The organism is Pseudomonas antarctica (assembly GCF_001647715.1).
GTDB lineage: Bacteria > Pseudomonadota > Gammaproteobacteria > Pseudomonadales > Pseudomonadaceae > Aquipseudomonas > Aquipseudomonas antarctica_A.
Genome location: NZ_CP015600.1, coordinates 5,401,318 through 5,419,637, shown reverse-complemented (window position 1 = coordinate 5,419,637; position 18,320 = coordinate 5,401,318). Strand labels below are relative to the sequence as shown.

Sequence of the window (18,320 nt, the reverse complement as noted above, 5' to 3'; positions counted from 1 at the left end):
CTGCCATGTTGTTCCACGTAAAAATGACCGTGAACCTGCCCATCGACATGAACCCCGAACGCGCGGCGGCCCTGAAAGCCGAAGAGAAAGCGCTGGCGCAGCGCCTGCAACAGGAAGGCAAATGGCGCCACCTGTGGCGCATCGCCGGGCACTACGCCAACTACAGCGTGTTCGATGTCGACAGCGTGCAGGCACTGCACGACCTGCTGATGCAACTGCCGCTTTTCCCCTATATGGCCATCGAAATAAACGCCCTGTGCCGGCACCCTTCGTCGATCCGTGAGGACGACCGCTGAGCCTGTTTTGCACCCAATAATTACAAGATGAGGATTGCACCATGTCCATCCGACTTTCCCAGACTGCCCACGCCCAACAGTTTCTCGAAGAAGCCAGCGGCAACCTCAACGACGGCGGCAACCCGCGCACCAAGGCGTTGATTTACCGGATCCTGCGGGACACGGTGAACATCATCGAAGACCTGGAGGTGACCCCGGAAGAGTTCTGGAAGGCGGTCAATTACCTCAACGAATTGGGCAAGAACCAGGAAGCCGGTTTGCTCGCTGCCGGGTTGGGCCTGGAACATTACCTGGACCTGCTGATGGATGCCGCCGACGAAGAGGCCGGCAAATCCGGTGGCACACCGCGCACCATTGAAGGCCCGTTGTATGTGGCCGGGGCACCGCTGTCGCAGTACGAGGCGCGGCTGGATGATGGCAAGGACGACGCGGTGCCGCTGTTTATGCGCGGGCAAGTACGCGACACCGACGGCAAGCCGTTGGCGGGGGCGATTGTCGATGTGTGGCAGGCCAATACCGGCGGCACGTATTCGTGGTTTGACCCGACGCAATCGGCGTTCAACCTGCGCCGGCGTATCGAGACCGATGCCCAGGGCAACTACCGTTTTCGCAGTATCGTGCCGTCAGGGTATGGCTGCCCGCCGACCGGGCCGACCCAGCAGTTGCTCGATCAACTGGGGCGTCATGGGCAGCGGCCGGCGCACATTCACTTCTTCATTTCGGCGCCGGGATATCGGCACTTGACCACGCAGATCAACCTGTCGGATGACCCGTACCTGCATGATGATTTTGCCTATGCGACGCGCGATGAGTTGATTGCCGAGATTCGCTTCAGTGACGATCAGCAACTGGCGCGGGAGTTTGGCGTGGAAGGGCGGTTTGCGCAGATTGATTTTGATTTTGAGCTGCAATCGTCGGGTGCGCCGCAGGAGCAGAAACGCATGCAGCGCGTGCGCGCCCTGGAAGACTGATTTTAACGCGGTTAAAAAATGTGGGAGCGGGCTTATGTGGGAGCTGGCTTGCCTGCGATAGCATTAACTCGGTGTACCTGATGCACCGAGGTGTCTGCATCGCAGCGGTCCGGCGGTCCGGCAAGCCAGTTCCTACAACGTTCTGTGGTGTTCTGGTTATTTGCGTACGACCAAGTCCAGCACCTCATCCCGATCCTTGATCTTCTGCAACACAATCTCCGAGCGAATATCCATCACCCCGGCCGTGCGGTTCAGGTGGTTCACGATAAAGTCCGAAAAGTGCTTGAGGTTGCGTGCCTGCACCCGCAACACATAGTTGCTGGCCCCGGTAATTACATACGCACTGGCCACCTCCGGCCAGCCTTGCACCTTCTTGATAAACGTCTCATGCCAATCCTCTACATCCTGGCGTAATGACAGGTGGACGATGGCCTCCAGCTCGATTCCCAACTGTTCGGCATTCAACACCGCGCGGTAGCCGCTGATGATTCCCTCGCTCTCCAGCAGGCGCAAACGACGCAGGCAGGCGGAGGGCGACAGGGCGACTTTTTCCGCCAGTTCCTGGTTGCTGATACGGCCATCCTGTTGCAAAAAATGCAGGAGGCGCAGGTCGGTGGCGTCAAGAATCATGCTTAGAATAAATCCGCGTGTTTTGGAGTTAAATTCGAATTTCCTACAGCTTAATTAGCCTGTTGCCCGTCACTTTGCACGAAAATTCTCTAAAGTTTCGTTCATTATTTTGTCCATCGTCACTTATAAGAATCAGGACAGACCATGACCACTCGAAGCCACTGCCAAGCCCTCGACGCCCAGGACCCGTTGGCGCCACTGCGTCGCCAGTTCGCCTTGCCCGAGGGCGTCATCTACCTCGACGGCAACTCCCTCGGTGCGCGTCCGGTGGCGGCGTTGGCGCGGGCGCAGTCGGTGATTGCAGAGGAATGGGGCAATGGCCTGATTCGCAGTTGGAACAGCGCCGGCTGGGCGGCGTTGTCCCAGCGCCTGGGTGACCGCCTGGCGCCTCTGATCGGTGCACGCGACGGCGAAGTGGTGATTACGGATACCACCTCCATCAACCTGTTCAAGGTGCTCAGCGCCGCATTGAGCGTGCAGCGCCAACGTGCGCCTGCGCGCAAGGTGATTGTCAGCGAGGCGAGCAATTTCCCCACCGACCTGTACATCGCCGAAGGCCTGGCCGAGCTGTTGCAACAGGGTTATTCCCTGCGATTGGTCAACAGCCCGGACGAGCTGCCGCAGGCTATCGACCAGGACGTCGCGGTGGTGATGCTCACCCACGTCAACTACAAGACCGGCTACATGTACGACATGCAGGCGCTCACTGCGTTGAGCCACGAGTGCGGCGCGCTGAGCATCTGGGACCTGGCCCATTCGGCCGGGGCGGTGCCCGTCGACCTGCATAAGGCCGGTACCGATTACGCGATTGGCTGCACCTACAAATACCTCAATGGCGGGCCGGGCTCCCAGGCATTTGTGTGGGTCAACCCGGCGTTGGTGGACGTGGTGCGCCAGCCGTTGTCGGGCTGGTTTGGGCATACCCGGCAGTTCGCCATGGAAGCTCAATATGCCCCGAGCAGCGGCATCGCGCGTTACCTGTGCGGCACGCAGCCGATCACCTCGCTGGCCATGGTCGAATGCGGCCTGGAGATTTTTGCCCAGACCGACATGGCCAGCCTGCGCACCAAATCCCTGGCACTGACTGACCTGTTTATTGCATGGGTGGAAGCCCGTTGCGCCGCCCACGGCCTGGTGCTGATCACCCCGCGTGAGCACGCCAAACGCGGTAGCCATGTGAGCTTCGAACACCCTGAAGGTTACGCAGTCATTCAAGCCCTGATCGCCCGTGGCGTGATCGGCGATTACCGCGAGCCGCGCATCATGCGCTTTGGTTTCACCCCGCTGTACACAAGCTTTACCGAGGTGTGGGATGCGGTGGAAATCCTCGGCGACATCCTCGACAACCACACCTGGGACCAGCCTCAATTCAAAGTGCGCAACAGCGTCACCTAAGAACACTGCAAGACCAATGTGGGAGCGGGCTTGCTCGCGAAAGCGGTGTATCAGAAACATATTCTGTAACTGACCCACCGCCTTCGCGAGCAAGCCCGCTCCCACAGTGGATCTGTGTCTATATCCAAACCGTGCAATCACAATAATAAAGGGGCACACCACGTGACCACGCCAGACAACGGCTTTGCAGAGATCACCCATCGCGAACTGGGCCTGAGGCGCCAGCTCACTTCCGGCCAGATGAGCATGATCGCCATCGGTGGCGCTATCGGCACCGGGCTGTTCATGGGCAGCGCCTATGCCATCGGCTATGCCGGGCCCAGCGTGCTGGTGAGCTACGCCATCGGCGCGTTGATCACTTTGCTGCTGATGGGCTGCCTGGCGGAGATGACCGTGGCGCATTCCACCTCAGGCTCCTTTGGCGCCTATGCCGAGTTCTATATCAGCCCGCTGGCCGGTTTCCTGGTGCGTTATGCCTACTGGGCGGCGATTGTGCTGGCGGTGGGCGCCGAGGTCACGGCGGTGGCGATGTACATGAAGTACTGGTTCGCCAACGTGCCGGAGTGGGTCTGGATCGTGTCGTTTTCCAGCGTGCTGGTCCTGCTCAATGCGATCAGCGTGAAGACCTTCGGTAATTTTGAATACTGGTTCTCGACCATCAAGATCAGTGCCATTGTCGGCTTTATCATCCTGGCGGTTTACGTGGTGTTCGGCTCCGGCAACCCGCAATACGGGGTGCAGAACTACACGGCCCACGGCGGCTTTTTCCCGCATGGCTTGAGCGGCATGTGGATCGCCGTGATCGTGTCGATCTTCAGCTACCTGAGCGTGGAGATGATCGCCGTGGCCGCCGGTGAAGCCGCCGACCCGGAGCAGGCGGTGAAGAAAGCCTTTCGCGCGACCATCGTGCGCCTCGTGGTGTTCTACCTGCTGGCCCTGGCGCTGATGTTGGCCATCGTGCCGTGGAACCAGTCCGGGCAGACCCAGAGCCCGTTCGTTACGGTGATGCAGACCATCGGTATTCCCGGTGCCACCGGGGTGATGAATTTCGTGATTCTGATTGCGGCGCTGTCGGCGATGAATAGTCAGCTCTATATCACAACGCGGATGATGTTCAGCCTGTCCCGCGCCGGGTTTGCGCCTGCGTCCATGGGCGCCTTGAGCAAGAGCGGGATTCCGCTGAATGCGTTGCTGCTCTCCAGTTCAGGCATTGCCCTGGCGACCTTACTTAACGTGGTGTACCCGGAAAGTTCGTTCACCTTGATGATGGCGATCTCGATGTTTGGCGCGATCTTCACCTGGTTCATGATCTTCCTCACACACCTGTTTTTCCGTCGCTATCGCAAGCGTCACGGCGGGGCAAAGCTGTCGTTTCAACTGCGTCTGTTTCCCTACAGCACATCGCTGGGCCTGGTGCTGATGGGCGCGGTGATGATCACCACGTATTTAACCGAGGCGTTCAAAATGACCCTGGTGTTCGGCGTGCCGTTCCTGCTGATTCTGTCGGCGGTGTATTACGGGTTTTTCCGCAAGGGCAGGGCCAAGGCGTCGAACAAGGCCTTGGCATAACCGGGCAATTGTTCGAACGAACGCGCGCATAACAGCAGCTTGCGCCGGGCCCACTCTTCTTGCAGAGGCTGGACCTTGATCGGGCGCTCCCGTGGCCAACGCTCCAATGCCGCTTGGGGCACAATCCCCAGGCCCGCGCCCCGGGCGACCATGCGAATGACCCCATCAAAGCCATCGGCGCGAATGCGTGTTTGCAGGCGAAAGCCGCTGTGCAGCGCCTGTTCTTCCAGGTACACCGCCAGCGCACTGTTGGCGGCCAGGCCTACATAGTCGTGTTGCAGGCTGTCGATAAAACTCACCGAGCCCGTCGCCAGCGGATGCTCCAGGGGCATGATCAGCACCAGCGGGTCGTCGCGAAAGGGTGCGGTCTGCAATCCGTGGGTGTCCACGGCGTCGGAAATAATCCCCAAGTCCGCCGTGCCTTGGCGCAAGGCATGGGTGATGCGCAGGCTCGGCAGTTCCTGCAGGTCGATCTCAAGGTTGGGGTGCTCGCACAAAAAATCCGCGAGCAGTTCCGGCAGGTATTCGCTGAGGGCTGTTGTGTTGCACAGCAGGCGCACCTGGCCTTTGACGCCATTGGCGTATTCCGCCAGTTCCTGTTGCAGGTGCTCGGCTTGTTGCAGCAGCAAGCGCGCGTGCCGGGCCAGCGCGTTGCCGGCGGCGGTGGGTGTAACGCCACGGCGGCCGCGTTCGAGCAACTCAATGCCCAATGACGCCTCCATCGCGCGAATGCGTGCGCTGGCGGCGGCCAGGGATAAATGGCTGCGGCTGGCGCCTGCGGTGATGTTGCCGGTGTCGAGGGTGTGCAGGTAGAGGCGCAGGTCGATCAGGTCAAAGTGCATGGCTGGAAATTTCCTGTGACTGGGCTGGCCCCATCGCGGGCAAGCCCACATTTTGATGTGTGAATACAGTAAATGTGGGAGCTGGCTTGCCGGCGATGGCTATCTAAGCCTCACGCAAAACAAGAGGCTGCCTCAGTATATGGCGAATTTCAGAGCCCATTGAAAAGCCCCACAATCGGCCCATGTCTACTTTCCTCGCGTTCTACCAAAACCTCGGCCCGGCCTTGACACTGCTGGTGATTGGCACCTTCCTGCTGGCCGGCACGGTCAAAGGCATCATCGGCCTGGGCCTGCCCACGGTCGCCATGGGCATGCTCGGCCTGGCTATGCTCCCGGCGCAGGCTGCCGCGTTGCTGATCATTCCTTCAACGGTGACAAACCTCTGGCAACTGGCATTCGGTGGACACCTGAGCGCATTGCTCAAACGCCTGTGGCCGATGCTGTTGCTGATTTTCCTTGGCACCGGGCTCGGCACCTTGTGGCTGGGCATGGACGGCGGGCATTGGGTGGTGCGCGCGTTGGGCGGCGCCTTGCTGGTGTACGCACTGAGCGGGCTGTTGTTGCCCACGCTCAAGGTGAAGCTTGAAGCCGAGCGCTGGCTGGGCCCGGTGTGCGGGCTGATCACCGGCATCATCACTTCGGCCACGGGTGTGTTCGTGATTCCAGCCGTGCCGTACCTGCAAGCCTTGGGCTTGAACCGCGATCAGTTGGTACAGGCCCTGGGGCTGTCGTTCACCGTTTCTACACTGGCGCTGGCCGCAGGGTTAGCCTGGCGCGGCACCTTGGGCGGCGGCGAAATAAACGCCTCGCTACTGGCGCTGGTGCCCGCACTATTGGGTATGTGGCTGGGCCAGGCGCTGCGCCGGCGCATCAGCGCGGTGCTGTTCAAACGCGTATTTTTTATCGGCATGGCCCTATTGGGCGGTCATCTATTGATAAGCGGGTAAGTCAAAAGTACTGGTGCAATTCGTGCGTTTTGGTCAAATGTATTTTGCGGCGCCGCTGCTTATTCCGAGGGTTCAATGTCGATAGCCTGCCGGCAGACATTTTTAACCCTCTGGATTCCCTCCCATGAAAAAAGTCCTCCTGCTGAACGGCGGCAAGAAATTCGCCCACTCCGAAGGCCGTTATAACGCCACTTTGCATGAAGCCGCCGTCGCCGTTCTCGACCGTGGTGGCCTCGACGTCAAAGTCACGCATATCGACGAAGGCTACGACGTGGCCGAAGAGGTCGCCAAATTCCTTTGGGCCGACGTGATCATCTACCAGATGCCCGGCTGGTGGATGGGCGCGCCGTGGATCGTCAAGAAGTACCTCGACGAAGTCTTCACCGAAGGCCACGGCAGCTTGTACGCCAGCGACGGCCGGACTCGTTCCGATGCCTCGCAGAAATACGGCAGCGGCGGCCTGATCCAGGGCAAACAGTACATGCTGTCGCTGACCTGGAACGCGCCGCAGCAAGCCTTCGACGACCCGACTGACTTCTTCGAAGCCAAGGGCGTAGACGCCGTCTACTTCCCGTTCCACAAGGCCAATGAGTTTCTCGGCATGACTGGCCTGCCGACCTTCCTTTGTGTGGACGTGATGAAACGCCCGGCCATTGAGGTCGACGTGGCGCGCTACGAGCAGCACCTGGCGCAGATGTTCGACCTGTCGGTGTAAGCTGCGGTTAACCGATAAAGAGGACAGCCTGTGAAAGCCCGATCCGATGAGCTACAGATCTTCGTCAGCGTGATTGAGTGCGGCTCGATTTCCGCTGCGGCGGAGCAGGTCGGGCAGACGCCGTCGGCGGTCAGCCGCACCTTGTCGCGCCTGGAAGCCAAGCTCGACACCACGCTGATCAACCGCACCACGCGGCGCATGGACCTGACCGAGGAGGGCAAGTACTTCTTCGAGCAGGCCAAGGTGATTCTGGCGCAGATGGATGACCTGGAAGAACGCCTGTCGTCACGCCAGAAAAAACCGGCGGGGCGCTTGCGCATCAATGCCGCCGTGCCGTTCATGCTGCATGGAATCGTGCCGTACATCGCTGAGTTTCGCCGTTTGTACCCGGATATCCAGCTGGAGCTGAACAGCGATGACCTGATCATCGACCTGCTGGAGCAGAGCACCGACATTGCCATTCGCATCGGTGTCCTCGCCGATTCGACCTTGCATGCCCGTTCCCTTGGCTGCACACCGCTGCATATCCTGGCCAGCCCCGAATACCTCAAGCAATACGGCACGCCCAGCACGGTCGCCGAGTTGGCGGATCACACGTTGATGGGCTTCACGCAGACAGAAACGCTCAACCATTGGCCATTGCGGCACGTGGAAGGCGATCGGTGGCTGATCCAGCCCGGCATTGCTGCGTCCAGCGGCGAGACCTTGCGCCAGTTGGCGTTGGAAGGGCAGGGCATTTGCTGCCTGTCGAACTTCATGACGATTGAAGATATCAACGCCGGGCGCCTGGTGCCGGTGCTGGAGGCGTTCAACAGTGGCTATCGCCAGCCGATTCACGCGGTGTTCTACCGCAACTCGCAGTTGGCGTTGCGCATTCAGTGCTTCCTGGACTTCATTCAGGCCAAGCTGGCGCGGTATGCCTACTGATTCGTGACCTGCGCGCAAGATTGAATTGGGCAACAGGGTCTTATTCGACACGGATGAACCCTTGATACTGGGACCATCACTTACCCAGTCAGGAGCACTCTCCATGAACGTATTCATTACCGGCGCCGCAGGTTTTATCGGTGGCTCCATCGCCACCGGCCTGGTCAACGCCGGGCACCACGTCACCGGCCTGGTGCGCAGCGCCGAACAAGCCGCTGAAATGACCGGCCTGGGTATTACCCCAGTGATCGGCACCCTTGACGACGCCGCGGTGTTGACCGAGCAAGCGCAGAAAGCCGATGCGGTGATCAACGCCGCGAGCAGCGATCATCGTGCTGCCGTGGAAACCTTACTGGCCGCCTTGAAAGGCTCGAACAAGCCGTTCCTGCACACCAGCGGTTCGAGCATCGTCGGTGATGCGTCGGGCGGCAAAGCCAGCGATGTCATCTACGTTGAAGACAACCTGCCGGAGCCGACCGTCGACAAGGCCGCGCGCGTGGCCATCGACAACCTGATCCTGGCGGCCGCCAAGGACGGCGTGAATTCGGCGGTGATTTGCAACACCCTGATCTATGGCCACAGCCTGGGTGTGAAACGTGACAGCGTGCAATTGCCGCGACTGCTCAAGCAGGCGCGCAAGAGCGGCGTGGTGCGCCATGTGGGTACCGGGCAGAACATCTGGTCCAACGTGCACATTGAAGACGTGGTTGCGCTCTACCTTCTGGCGCTGACGAAAAACATTCCGGGCACGTTCTACTTTGTGGAAAGCGGCGAGGCGTCGTTTATAGACATGACCACCGCCATTGCTCAAGCGCTGCACCTGGGCGCGCCGCAGGATTGGCCGTTGGCTGACGCGGAAGCCGAATGGGGCTATGAAATGGCTAACTACGGCCTGGGTTCCAACAGCCGGGTACGGGGCAAGCATGCCCGTGAGCTGCTGGGCTGGGCGCCGAAGCGTACGTCGGTGGTGGAGTGGATTCGCAACGAAATGGTGTGATGTTCGCTTAACACCGGAGTGCGGCCATCGCGGGCAAGCCCGGCTCCCACATCGACCGAGTCGTTCAAGCAACACGCGGTCAACGTGGGAGCTGGCTTGCCTGCGATAGGGGCAACTCGGTCTACCTGACCTGACACTTCACTGGCCCCACCCGCCGCAATTCCGTACCATTCCCCGCCTAATTCCCCGCAACGCCCTGGTACCTCATGAACCTCACCCGTCTGCGCGCCGATGCCCTGGCCGGCCTCACCACGTCTTTTGCGCTGCTGCCCGAATGCATCGCCTTTGCGTTGGTCGCTCACCTCAACCCGTTGATGGGGCTCTACGGCGCCTTCATCATTTGCACCCTCACTGCGTTATTCGGCGGCCGTCCTGGCATGGTCTCGGGCGCGGCAGGTTCGATGGCAGTGGTGATCGTCGCGCTGGTGGTGCAGCACGGTGTGGAGTATTTGCTGGCGACGGTGCTGTTGGGCGGGCTGATCATGGTTGCGTTCGGCCTGTTGCGCCTGGGCAAGCTGGTGCGCATGGTGCCGCACTCGGTGATGCTCGGTTTCGTCAACGGCCTGGCGATCATTATCGCGCTGGCGCAACTGGAGCATTTCAAGAGCGGTGAACGCTGGCTCAGCGGCACGCCGTTGTATGTGATGACGGGCCTGGTTGTGCTGACCATGGCGATTGTCTACCTGTTGCCACGCCTGACCCGCGCCGTGCCACCCGCGCTGGTGGCGATCCTCGGGGTCGGCCTGGCGGTGTACCTGCTTGGCCTGCCGACCCGTACCCTCGGCGACATGGCTCACATTGCCGGTGGCCTGCCGACCTTTGCGTTGCCGCAGATTCCCTGGACCCTGGAAACCCTCACGATCATCGCGCCCTACGCGTTCCTGATGGCCATGGTGGGCCTGCTGGAAACCCTGCTCACCTTGAACCTCACCGACGAGATCACCGAGACTCGTGGCTACCCCGACCGCGAAAGTGTGGCCCTGGGCGCGGCGAATATGGTCTCTGGCCTGTTCGGCGGCATGGGCGGTTGCGCGATGATCGGGCAAACCGTGATCAACCTCAGCTCCGGCGGGCGCGGGCGCTTCTCCGGGGTATTTGCCGGGGTGATGATCCTGTTGTTCATTCTGTTTCTGTCGCCGCTGATCGAGCGAATCCCGCTGGCGGCGCTGGTGGGGGTGATGTTTGTGGTGTCACAGCAGACCTTCGCCTGGGCGTCGCTGCGGGTGATCAACAAGGTGCCGTTCAACGACGTGCTGGTGATTCTCGCGGTGACGGTGATTACCGTGTTTACCGACCTGGCCACGGCCGTACTGTGCGGCATTGTGATTGCGGCGCTGAACTTTGCCTGGCAACAGGCGCGTGAGCTGTATGCCGATGAACACCTGGAAGCCGACGGCAGCAAACTCTATCGCCTGCACGGCACGCTGTTTTTTGCGTCAACTACACCGTTCTTGAACCGGTTCGACCCGGCCAATGACCCGGCCGAGGTGACGCTGGATTGCCGTCACCTAAGCTTTGTCGACTACTCGGCGATTGCCGCGCTGATGACCCTGCGTGAGCGTTACAGCAAGGCCGGCAAACATCTGCGTGTGCTGCATTTGTCGGAGCGCTGCAAGAAGCTGCTCAAGCGCGCGAAGGTTCATCACGACTGATCGGGCTGAGTCCCAGCGAGTCCGTGTCATCGTTAAAGAATATCGCGAGCAAGCCCGCTCCCACCGGGATCACGGCCCGACCAGGTCTTCGAGTTCCTGGGCGCGGGTCTGCGTCATGTCCAGCAGGCAGCCGGAGCCATTGACCTGGTCGATGGTGCCGCCGGTGGCACTGCCTGCGAAGCCGCAATTGGCGTCGCGGTATTTGATCCACAGGCGCTGAACATCCTGCAATTGCTGCTTGCGCGCACCTTCCTGGGCGGCGAGGGCAGTTTTGTAGGCTTTGTTCAGGCGCTCGTCCTGCACTTTGGCTTCCTTGGCGTTGCAATTGACCATGTCGGCAGTGGTGTTGGCGCTGTCCATGCATTTCTTCAAGGCAGCGTTGTCGGCGGCCGAGGCGTTGCCGCACAGGGCCAGCAGCAGCGCGCTGGCGGCGAAGGGAACAAGCAGGGTCTGGCGATTCATTGGGGGGATTCCTGATCGTAGTTGAGGCCGCCATCTGAGACTCGGCCCTGGCCATTGAGTTTCCGCGCCGCACAAAACTTCATGTAAGAACGCCCTACGAATTTTCATGCGCCGGCGTAGGGCATATCCCCAAGCGACAGCGCTTATCTGTGGGCGAAAATTACTTTCATAAAAATTGAAAATACTCCTCGGTAATGATTTATGAGTTTCACAACCAATTCGACGTGACCCTTTCCGAGGAGTACCGCATGGCCGCACCACTGGGCTTGGGGCTGCTGGCATACGCTGCCATCGCCATCATTGCATTGATCGTGCTGATTGCACGTTACCGACTCAACCCGTTTATCGTCATCACCCTGGTGTCTATCGGCCTGGCGCTGATGGCCGGGATGCCCGCCGATACCATCATGGGGTCGTATGAGGCGGGTGTCGGCAAGACGCTGGGGCATATCGCCCTGGTGGTAGCGTTGGGCACCATGCTCGGCAAAATGATGGCCGAATCCGGTGGCGCCGAGCAGGTAGCGCGCACCTTGATCAACCGTTTCGGCGAGCGCAATGCGCATTGGGCGATGGTGTGTATCGCTTTCCTGGTGGGGCTGCCGCTGTTTTTCGAGGTCGGTTTTGTGTTGCTGGTGCCGATCGCCTTTACCGTGGCGCGGCGTGTGGGCGTGTCGATCCTGATGGTCGGCTTGCCGATGGTCGCCGGTTTGTCGGTGGTGCATGCCCTGGTGCCACCGCACCCGGCGGCGATGATGGCGGTGCTGGCGTATAACGCGTCAGTGGGGCAGACCGTGCTGTATGCGATCTTGATTGGTATCCCTACGGCGATCATCGCCGGTCCGCTGTACGCCAAGTTCATCGTGCCGCGCATTCACCTGCCGGCGGAGAACCCGCTGGAGCGTCAGTTCATCGAGCGTGAGCCGCGTACCCGTTTGCCGAGCTTTACGCTGACCATGGGCACCATCCTGTTGCCGGTGGTGCTGATGATGATCGGCGGCTGGGCCAACGTGATTTCTACACCGGGGAACGGTTTTAATCAGTTCCTGCTGTTTATCGGCAACTCGGTGATCGCGCTGCTGGTGGCGACCTTGGTGAGCTTCTGGACCTTGGGGCTGGCCCAGGGCTTTAACCGTGAAGCGATCCTCAAGTTCACCAATGAATGCCTGGCGCCGACGGCCAGTATTACCTTGCTGGTCGGCGCGGGCGGCGGGTTGAACCGCATTCTGGTGGACGCGGGCGTGACCAATGAGATCCTCGGCTTGGCCCATGCTTTCCATTTGTCGCCACTGGTGATGGGTTGGTTGTTCGCCGCGCTGATGCGGATCGCCACGGGCTCGGCCACCGTGGCCATGACGACGGCGTCCGGTGTGGTCGCGCCCGTTGCCATGGGCCTGGGTTATCCACACCCCGAATTGCTGGTGCTGGCCACTGGGGCGGGTTCGGTGATCTTTTCCCACGTCAACGACGGCGGCTTCTGGCTGATCAAGGAATACTTCAATATGACAGTGATCCAGACCTTCAAGACCTGGACCGTGCTGGAGACCCTGATTTCGGTGGTCGCCTTCGGTCTGACTTACGGTCTGTCCTGCATCCTGTAATTCGGAGACCTCATGGACATCCTCTACCAGATTCGTGCTCGCCAGGATTCCTTCAGCGCCGGTGAGGGACGTATCGCCAGGCTGATGCTCGATGACGTGGGCTTTGCCGCGTCGGCCAGCCTGGAAGAGTTGTCGCAACGGGCCGAGGTCAGCACGGCGACCTTGTCGAGGTTTGCGCGCAGTGTGGGTTGCCGCGATCTGCGGGATTTGCGCCTGCAACTGGCGCAGGCCAGCGGGGTGGGTAGCCGGTTTCTGGACCCGGCAGGGTTGCCGGAACAGTCGGCGTTTCATCGGCAGATTCTCGGCGATGTCGAAGCGACGTTGCGCCAGCATTTGTCAGGCTTTAACCAGGCGAGTTTTGTCGATGCAGTCAGCCTGTTGGGCAAGGCGCGGATGATTCACGCCTTCGGCATGGGCGGCCCGTCGAGCCTGTGCAGTGAGGAACTGCAGGTGCGACTGGTGCGTCTGGGTTACCCGATTGCCGCTTGCCGCGACCCGGTGATGATGCGTGTCACGGCCGCGACGTTGGGCCCTGAACATGCCTTGATCGTTTGCTCGCTCTCCGGGCTCACTCCCGAATTGTTGGACGTGGTGAGGCTGGCGCGCAACTACGACACGCCCATCGTTGCCATCACGCTGGCCGACTCACCGCTGGCCCAGTTGGCAGACGTGTTGTTGCCATTGCAGCCGGCCGAAACCAGTTTTATCTACAAGCCGACCGCAGCGCGCTACGGCATGCTGTTGGCCATCGACTTGCTCGCCACCGAGCTGGCGCTGGCCATGCCGGACGACAACCAGGAACGCCTGCGCCGGATCAAGCTGGCCCTGGACGATTATCGCGGCGGCCCCGATAGCCTGCCGCTTGGAGATTGATATGAAGTACGACACGCTGATTCGCCAGGCGCTGATCATAGATGGCAGCAACTCCCCGGGCTATGTCGCTGATGTAGGTGTGCGGGCAGGGCGGATCGAAACGATTGGCGACCTGTCGACCGCGCAGGCTGAGCACGAAATCGATGCGAATGGCCGTGTGTTGGCGCCGGGCTTTATCGACGTGCACACCCACGATGACACGGTGGTGATCCGTCACCCGCAGATGTTGCCCAAGCTCAGCCAGGGTGTGACCACGGTGATTGTCGGCAACTGTGGCATCAGCGCGTCGCCGGTCAATTTACGCAGCGACCCGCCGGACCCGATGAACCTCTTGGGGTCGCGTGAAGCGTTCGTTTATCCGCGCTTTGCCGATTACCGTGCTGCCGTGGAAAGTGCGCATCCGGCGGTGAACGTTGCCGCGCTGATCGGCCATACGGCCCTGCGCAGCAACCATATGGACGACCTGCACCGCACCGCCACGCCCGACGAAATCGCCGCCATGCGCACGCAATTGCAGGAAAGCCTGGAGGCGGGTGCCCTTGGTTTATCCACAGGCCTGGCCTACGCCAGCGCATTCAATGCCGAGACCGATGAAGTGCTGCAACTCAGTGAAGAACTGACGGCCTTCGGTGCGGTGTACACCACCCATTTGCGCAGCGAATTCGAACCGGTGCTGGAGGCGATGGACGAGGCGTTTCTCATCGGCCGACATGCCAAGGTGCCGGTGATTATTTCCCACCTCAAATGTGCGGGGGCGGGTAACTGGGGGCGTAGTCCGCAGTTGTTGGCGTCGCTGGAAGCCGCAGCGAAAACCCACCCGGTGGGGTGTGATTGTTATCCCTATGCGGCCAGCTCTTCGACGCTGGATCTCAAGCAGGTCACCGATGCCTTTCGTATCACCATCACCTGGTCCACGCCGCACCCTGAAGTGGGTGGGCGCGACTTGCAGGCTATCGCCGCCGAATGGGACGTTTCGCTGATGGACGCAGCACGCCGTCTGCAACCGGCGGGGGCGGTGTACTACGGGATGGATGAAGCGGATGTGCGACGTATCCTGGCGCATCCGCTGTCGATGGTGGGGTCTGACGGGCTGCCTGAAGACCCGTTTCCTCACCCGCGTTTGTGGGGCGCGTTTCCCCGGGTGCTGGGGCATTTCAGCCGCGACGTTGGGCTGTTCCCGTTGCACACGGCGGTGCACAAGATGACGGGGTTGTCGGCAGCCCGATTTGGTTTGGCTGAGCGGGGCGAAATTCGTCAAGGCTACTGGGCTGACCTGGTGTTGTTCGACCCGTTGCGGGTGCGTGATGTAGCGGATTTCAAAGCGCCGCAACGCGCGGCTGAGGGCATTGATGGTGTGTGGATCAACGGAGTGTTGAGCTACATCGATGGCCAGGCCAACGGTCAGCGACCGGGGCGGTTTCTGGCGCGTAATGGGGATTTGCGCGGTGGTTTTTCGTCTCTATAGTGGGGCGCTCTCTTACACGGAGTTGTTGCCATGCACTTAGGAAAGGTCACCCCCATCTTGCGTATTTTCGACGAGGCCAAGGCGTTGGAATTCTACGTCGAGTTCCTCGGGTTCAAGGTCGACTGGCAGCATCGTTTTGAGGCGAATTTTCCGTTGTATCTGCAGGTGTCGCTGGGGGAATGCGTGCTGCATTTGTCCGAGCATCATGGCGATGCTTCGCCGGGGGCGGCGGTGCGGATTCAGGCGCACGGGGTGGACGCGTATCAGCAGCAGTTGTTGGCCAAGGATTACCGGTATGCCAAGCCTGGGGTTGAGGAAGCGCCTTGGGGCTCGCGGGAGATGAGTGTCAGCGATCCGTTTGGCAATCGGCTGGTGTTTGTTGAGGAAGGCGACGGCTGATTGGCAAATCGCAGGCAATAAAAAACCGCCTTAGTAGGGCGGTTTTTTTTTGCAAACCAGTTTGCGACTGGGTTGCTATCTCAAAAGACGCAATCGACCCGCAGCCAGATACTACCGTTGGCCATGTCATCACGCAAGACGAAAAGATGGCCAGCATGGATACTTTAGGCATCTTTGTCTTACCTGATTTGACTGCAAAAGCTTGCAATGAATCTATCGGGCGATACTGGATATTTGACCACTGTTTGACACACCTTAGACGGGAATGTTGGTTAGGATCTTTCCCGTTCTGCGTTTGTCGCTTTTTAGGTGAGCCGGGTATGCGCGCGAATTCTGGACCGACCGCCACGGGCTAGTAATCCGTGCCGGATTGATGCGGGAGGACCATTAGCCCGGCCGCCTCAAAAGGCGCAATCGACCTGCGTCTGAAGGCTCACGTGTTCCGGTAAGTGCGCTGGAGGTAAGGCCCAACTCAGGGAGGGCCGAGTATGTCTAAGTTTGCACGACGTACGTGGAACCTCGTAGTGAATGCCTTGCGTGTCTATCACGTGTGGACATTCCTGCGGGACAGCTTTGATGACCTGTAAGGTCTGAGAAGTGGAGCCGCCTCGGCTTAAGTCGAGGCGGCTTTTTTGGTTTTTTAAACCCGGAAGTGGCTGACCATCTGCTGCAACTGGCTGCCCAAACGCGCCAGTTCCACGCTCGACTTGGCCGTCTCGTCACTCGCGGTGGCGGTCTGCTCCGACACATCCCGCACGTTGACGATGCTGCGGCTGATTTCTTCGGCTACGGCACTTTGCTGTTCCGCCGCCGCTGCAATCTGCTGGTTCATCGACTGGATGTTCGACACCGTACGGGTGATGTTTTCCAGCGATACGCCGGCCTTACGGGTCAGCTCGACGCTGCTGTCGGTGAGGCTGCGGCTGTTGTTCATCACAGTGGCCACTTGCTGGGTGCCGTTCTGCAAGCCGGCGACCAGGCCTTCGATTTCTTCGGTGGATTTTTGGGTACGCTGGGCCAGGCCGCGTACTTCGTCGGCAACCACGGCAAACCCACGACCGGCTTCACCGGCACGCGCCGCTTCAATCGCTGCGTTGAGCGCCAGCAGGTTGGTCTGCTCGGCTACGGCCTTGATCACGTCCATCACGCTGCCGATCTTGTTGCTCTCTTGTTGCAGGTGCGTCATGGCGTCGGTAGAGCGCGCCACTTCGGCGGCCAGGCGCTCGATCTGGGCGATGGCCTCGGCCACCACTTTGTCACCTGCGCGGGCTTGACCGTCAGCGTCGGCAGCGGCCAGGGACGCCTGCTCGGCGTTGCGCGCAACTTCTTGCACGGTAGCAGTCATTTCATGCATCGCTGTGGCGACTTGATCCGTCTCGATCTTCTGGCTGTTGACGCCGGCACTGGTCTGCTCGGTAACGGCTGACAGTTCTTCGGCGGCGCTGGCGATCTGAGTCACGCCGTCGCGAATACCGCTGATCAATTCACGCAGGGTGGTGCCCATGCGCTGGATGCCTTGTTGCAACACACCCAGTTCATCGCGACGGGTCACCTGGATGTTGTGGCTCAGGTCACCGGAGGCGATGCGTTCCACCACGGCCAGGGTTTCCTGGATCGGGCGCGTGATCTGGCGGGTAATCACCAGTGCAGCAATGATGCCGACCAGCAGGGCGAGCAACGTGCTGATCAACTGCAGACTGCGGGCCTGGGCGCTTTCGGCGTCGCGGCGATCAAGCTGAATGTCATACAGCTTGTCGCTGATGGTGACGATATCGGCGCCTTGTGTGGTCATTTCGGCACGGGCGCTGACGATGTTGGCGTTGGCTGCCTTGTAGCTCTGCACAGCGCTGCGATAGGCACCCAGCGCGGTTTCCAGCGAGGTCAATGCGCTTTGTTGGCTGGTGCCGAACGCGGCGTTGAGGCCTTTCAAGCCACCGATGGCTTTCTCGATTTGCGCAGCGGCGCGGGCTTCGGTTTCTGCGTTGACCGTGTTGGTGTAACCGCGCACTTCATAGCGCGCCAGCTGGAATTCTTCCTTGGCGTGGGTGATGGCCTGGTATTGGGTGTAGCGCTCCGGGCTGTCGGGCATCTGCTGCACGCTGGTGTCCAGTGCGTCGATCTGGGTGTTGGCAATATCAGCCTTGTCGCCCATGACTTGGCGTGCGGCGTTGCCGTTACGGTAGGCCTCACGCATTTTGTTCAGCGACTGCTGGTAGGCGGTGATGACGGCTTTTTGCTGAGTGAGCAGCTTGAGGTTTTCCGGGCTTTTGAAACTGTCCAGCAGCTTCTGTTGCTGGGCTGCAAAGGCGTCCAGGCTAGTCTGTACGTTCTGTGCCACGGCTTCATCGCCGTTTGCCAGCATGTATTGCAGGCGCACGATACGCAGCTTGGTCAGGGAGGCGTTGAGCTGGGTGATGTCGCTCATCCAGTTGCTACGGTCGATCAGGCTGCCCAGGCTGGTCCAGCCGGTCAGTGCCAGGATCGAGGTGAGGACCAGCACCAGGCCGAAGCCCAGGCCGAGTTTAAGGTTGACGCTGATGTTGCCGAACCAGCTATTCATCGAATGCTCCGCAAGAATGATG

General features: G+C 60.4%; 16 protein-coding genes and 2 pseudogenes. 13 read left to right on the top strand and 5 right to left on the bottom strand.

The window, feature by feature from the left end; genetic code table 11:
- Positions 1–5: 5 nt before the first annotated feature.
- Positions 6–296 carry a muconolactone Delta-isomerase gene (gene catC, locus A7J50_RS24640; protein WP_064454123.1) on the top strand — a complete coding sequence of 97 codons (291 nt, stop codon included), beginning with the start codon at positions 6–8 and terminating at the stop codon, positions 294–296.
- 41 nt (positions 297–337) lie between these two features.
- Complete coding sequence (gene catA, locus A7J50_RS24635; RefSeq protein WP_064454122.1) at positions 338–1,267, top strand: catechol 1,2-dioxygenase; 930 nt, start codon at positions 338–340, stop codon at positions 1,265–1,267.
- A 156-nt stretch (positions 1,268–1,423) separates the two neighbouring features.
- Here the strand turns inward: catA and A7J50_RS24630 are convergent, their stop codons facing one another.
- A complete protein-coding gene (locus A7J50_RS24630; RefSeq protein ID WP_003176072.1) occupies positions 1,424–1,897 on the bottom strand; it encodes an Lrp/AsnC family transcriptional regulator in 474 nt (157 codons plus the stop codon).
- Positions 1,898–2,041: 144 nt separating this feature from the next.
- Between A7J50_RS24630 and kynU the strand changes: the two genes are divergently transcribed.
- On the top strand, positions 2,042–3,292 hold the full coding sequence (kynU, locus tag A7J50_RS24625) for a kynureninase (RefSeq protein WP_064454121.1): 1,251 nt from the start codon (positions 2,042–2,044) through the stop codon (positions 3,290–3,292).
- 162 nt (positions 3,293–3,454) lie between these two features.
- The gene (locus A7J50_RS24620) at positions 3,455–4,861 is read left to right on the top strand and encodes an amino acid permease (RefSeq protein ID WP_064454120.1); all 1,407 of its coding nucleotides are present in this window, start codon (positions 3,455–3,457) and stop codon (positions 4,859–4,861) included.
- On the opposite strand, the gene A7J50_RS24615 is transcribed toward A7J50_RS24620, so the two are convergent.
- Entirely contained in the window at positions 4,807–5,703 is an 897-nt protein-coding gene (locus A7J50_RS24615; RefSeq protein ID WP_064454119.1) for a LysR substrate-binding domain-containing protein, read from the bottom strand. The two genes, A7J50_RS24620 and A7J50_RS24615, sit on opposite strands and share 55 nt — an antisense overlap.
- Positions 5,704–5,885: 182 nt before the next feature.
- Between A7J50_RS24615 and A7J50_RS24610 the strand changes: the two genes are divergently transcribed.
- The 5 genes from A7J50_RS24610 (at position 5,886) to A7J50_RS24590 (ending at position 10,941) form a co-directional block, all read left to right on the top strand.
- Positions 5,886–6,650: a sulfite exporter TauE/SafE family protein gene (locus A7J50_RS24610; protein ID WP_064454118.1), complete on the top strand. Its 765-nt coding sequence runs from the start codon at positions 5,886–5,888 to the stop codon at positions 6,648–6,650.
- A gap of 124 nt (positions 6,651–6,774) precedes the next feature.
- Positions 6,775–7,365: an NAD(P)H-dependent oxidoreductase gene (locus tag A7J50_RS24605; protein WP_064454117.1), complete on the top strand. Its 591-nt coding sequence runs from the start codon at positions 6,775–6,777 to the stop codon at positions 7,363–7,365.
- A gap of 30 nt (positions 7,366–7,395) precedes the next feature.
- On the top strand, positions 7,396–8,292 hold the full coding sequence (locus A7J50_RS24600; RefSeq protein ID WP_064454116.1) for a LysR family transcriptional regulator: 897 nt from the start codon (positions 7,396–7,398) through the stop codon (positions 8,290–8,292).
- A gap of 103 nt (positions 8,293–8,395) precedes the next feature.
- Positions 8,396–9,289 carry an NAD-dependent epimerase/dehydratase family protein gene (locus A7J50_RS24595; protein WP_064454115.1) on the top strand — a complete coding sequence of 298 codons (894 nt, stop codon included), beginning with the start codon at positions 8,396–8,398 and terminating at the stop codon, positions 9,287–9,289.
- A 206-nt stretch (positions 9,290–9,495) separates the two neighbouring features.
- Positions 9,496–10,941 (top strand): SulP family inorganic anion transporter, encoded by a 1,446-nt coding sequence (locus tag A7J50_RS24590; protein WP_064454114.1) that lies wholly within the window; start codon positions 9,496–9,498, stop codon positions 10,939–10,941.
- A gap of 69 nt (positions 10,942–11,010) precedes the next feature.
- Here the strand turns inward: A7J50_RS24590 and A7J50_RS24585 are convergent, their stop codons facing one another.
- Positions 11,011–11,403, bottom strand: a complete 393-nt coding sequence (locus A7J50_RS24585; protein WP_064454113.1) for a lysozyme inhibitor LprI family protein — start codon at positions 11,401–11,403, stop codon at positions 11,011–11,013.
- A 248-nt stretch (positions 11,404–11,651) separates the two neighbouring features.
- Between A7J50_RS24585 and A7J50_RS24580 the strand changes: the two genes are divergently transcribed.
- The 4 genes from A7J50_RS24580 to A7J50_RS24565 are packed head-to-tail and all read left to right on the top strand — an operon-like array spanning position 11,652 to position 15,738.
- Positions 11,652–13,001, top strand: coding sequence for a gluconate:H+ symporter (locus A7J50_RS24580; RefSeq protein ID WP_064455011.1), 1,350 nt, complete (start codon positions 11,652–11,654; stop codon positions 12,999–13,001).
- Positions 13,002–13,013: 12 nt separating this feature from the next.
- A complete protein-coding gene (locus A7J50_RS24575; protein WP_064454112.1) occupies positions 13,014–13,874 on the top strand; it encodes a MurR/RpiR family transcriptional regulator in 861 nt (286 codons plus the stop codon).
- Position 13,875: 1 nt separating this feature from the next.
- Positions 13,876–15,339: an N-acyl-D-amino-acid deacylase family protein gene (locus A7J50_RS24570; protein WP_064454111.1), complete on the top strand. Its 1,464-nt coding sequence runs from the start codon at positions 13,876–13,878 to the stop codon at positions 15,337–15,339.
- 30 nt (positions 15,340–15,369) lie between these two features.
- Positions 15,370–15,738, top strand: a complete 369-nt coding sequence (locus A7J50_RS24565; RefSeq protein ID WP_064454110.1) for a glyoxalase superfamily protein — start codon at positions 15,370–15,372, stop codon at positions 15,736–15,738.
- Between the two features lie 640 nt (positions 15,739–16,378).
- Here A7J50_RS24565 and A7J50_RS32345 read toward each other — a convergent pair.
- Positions 16,379–16,972, bottom strand: a pseudogene (locus tag A7J50_RS32345) (methyl-accepting chemotaxis protein); the annotation flags it as partial.
- Between the two features lie 309 nt (positions 16,973–17,281).
- A pseudogene (locus tag A7J50_RS32340) lies at positions 17,282–18,298 on the bottom strand (methyl-accepting chemotaxis protein); the annotation flags it as partial.
- Positions 18,299–18,320 lie beyond the last annotated feature (22 nt).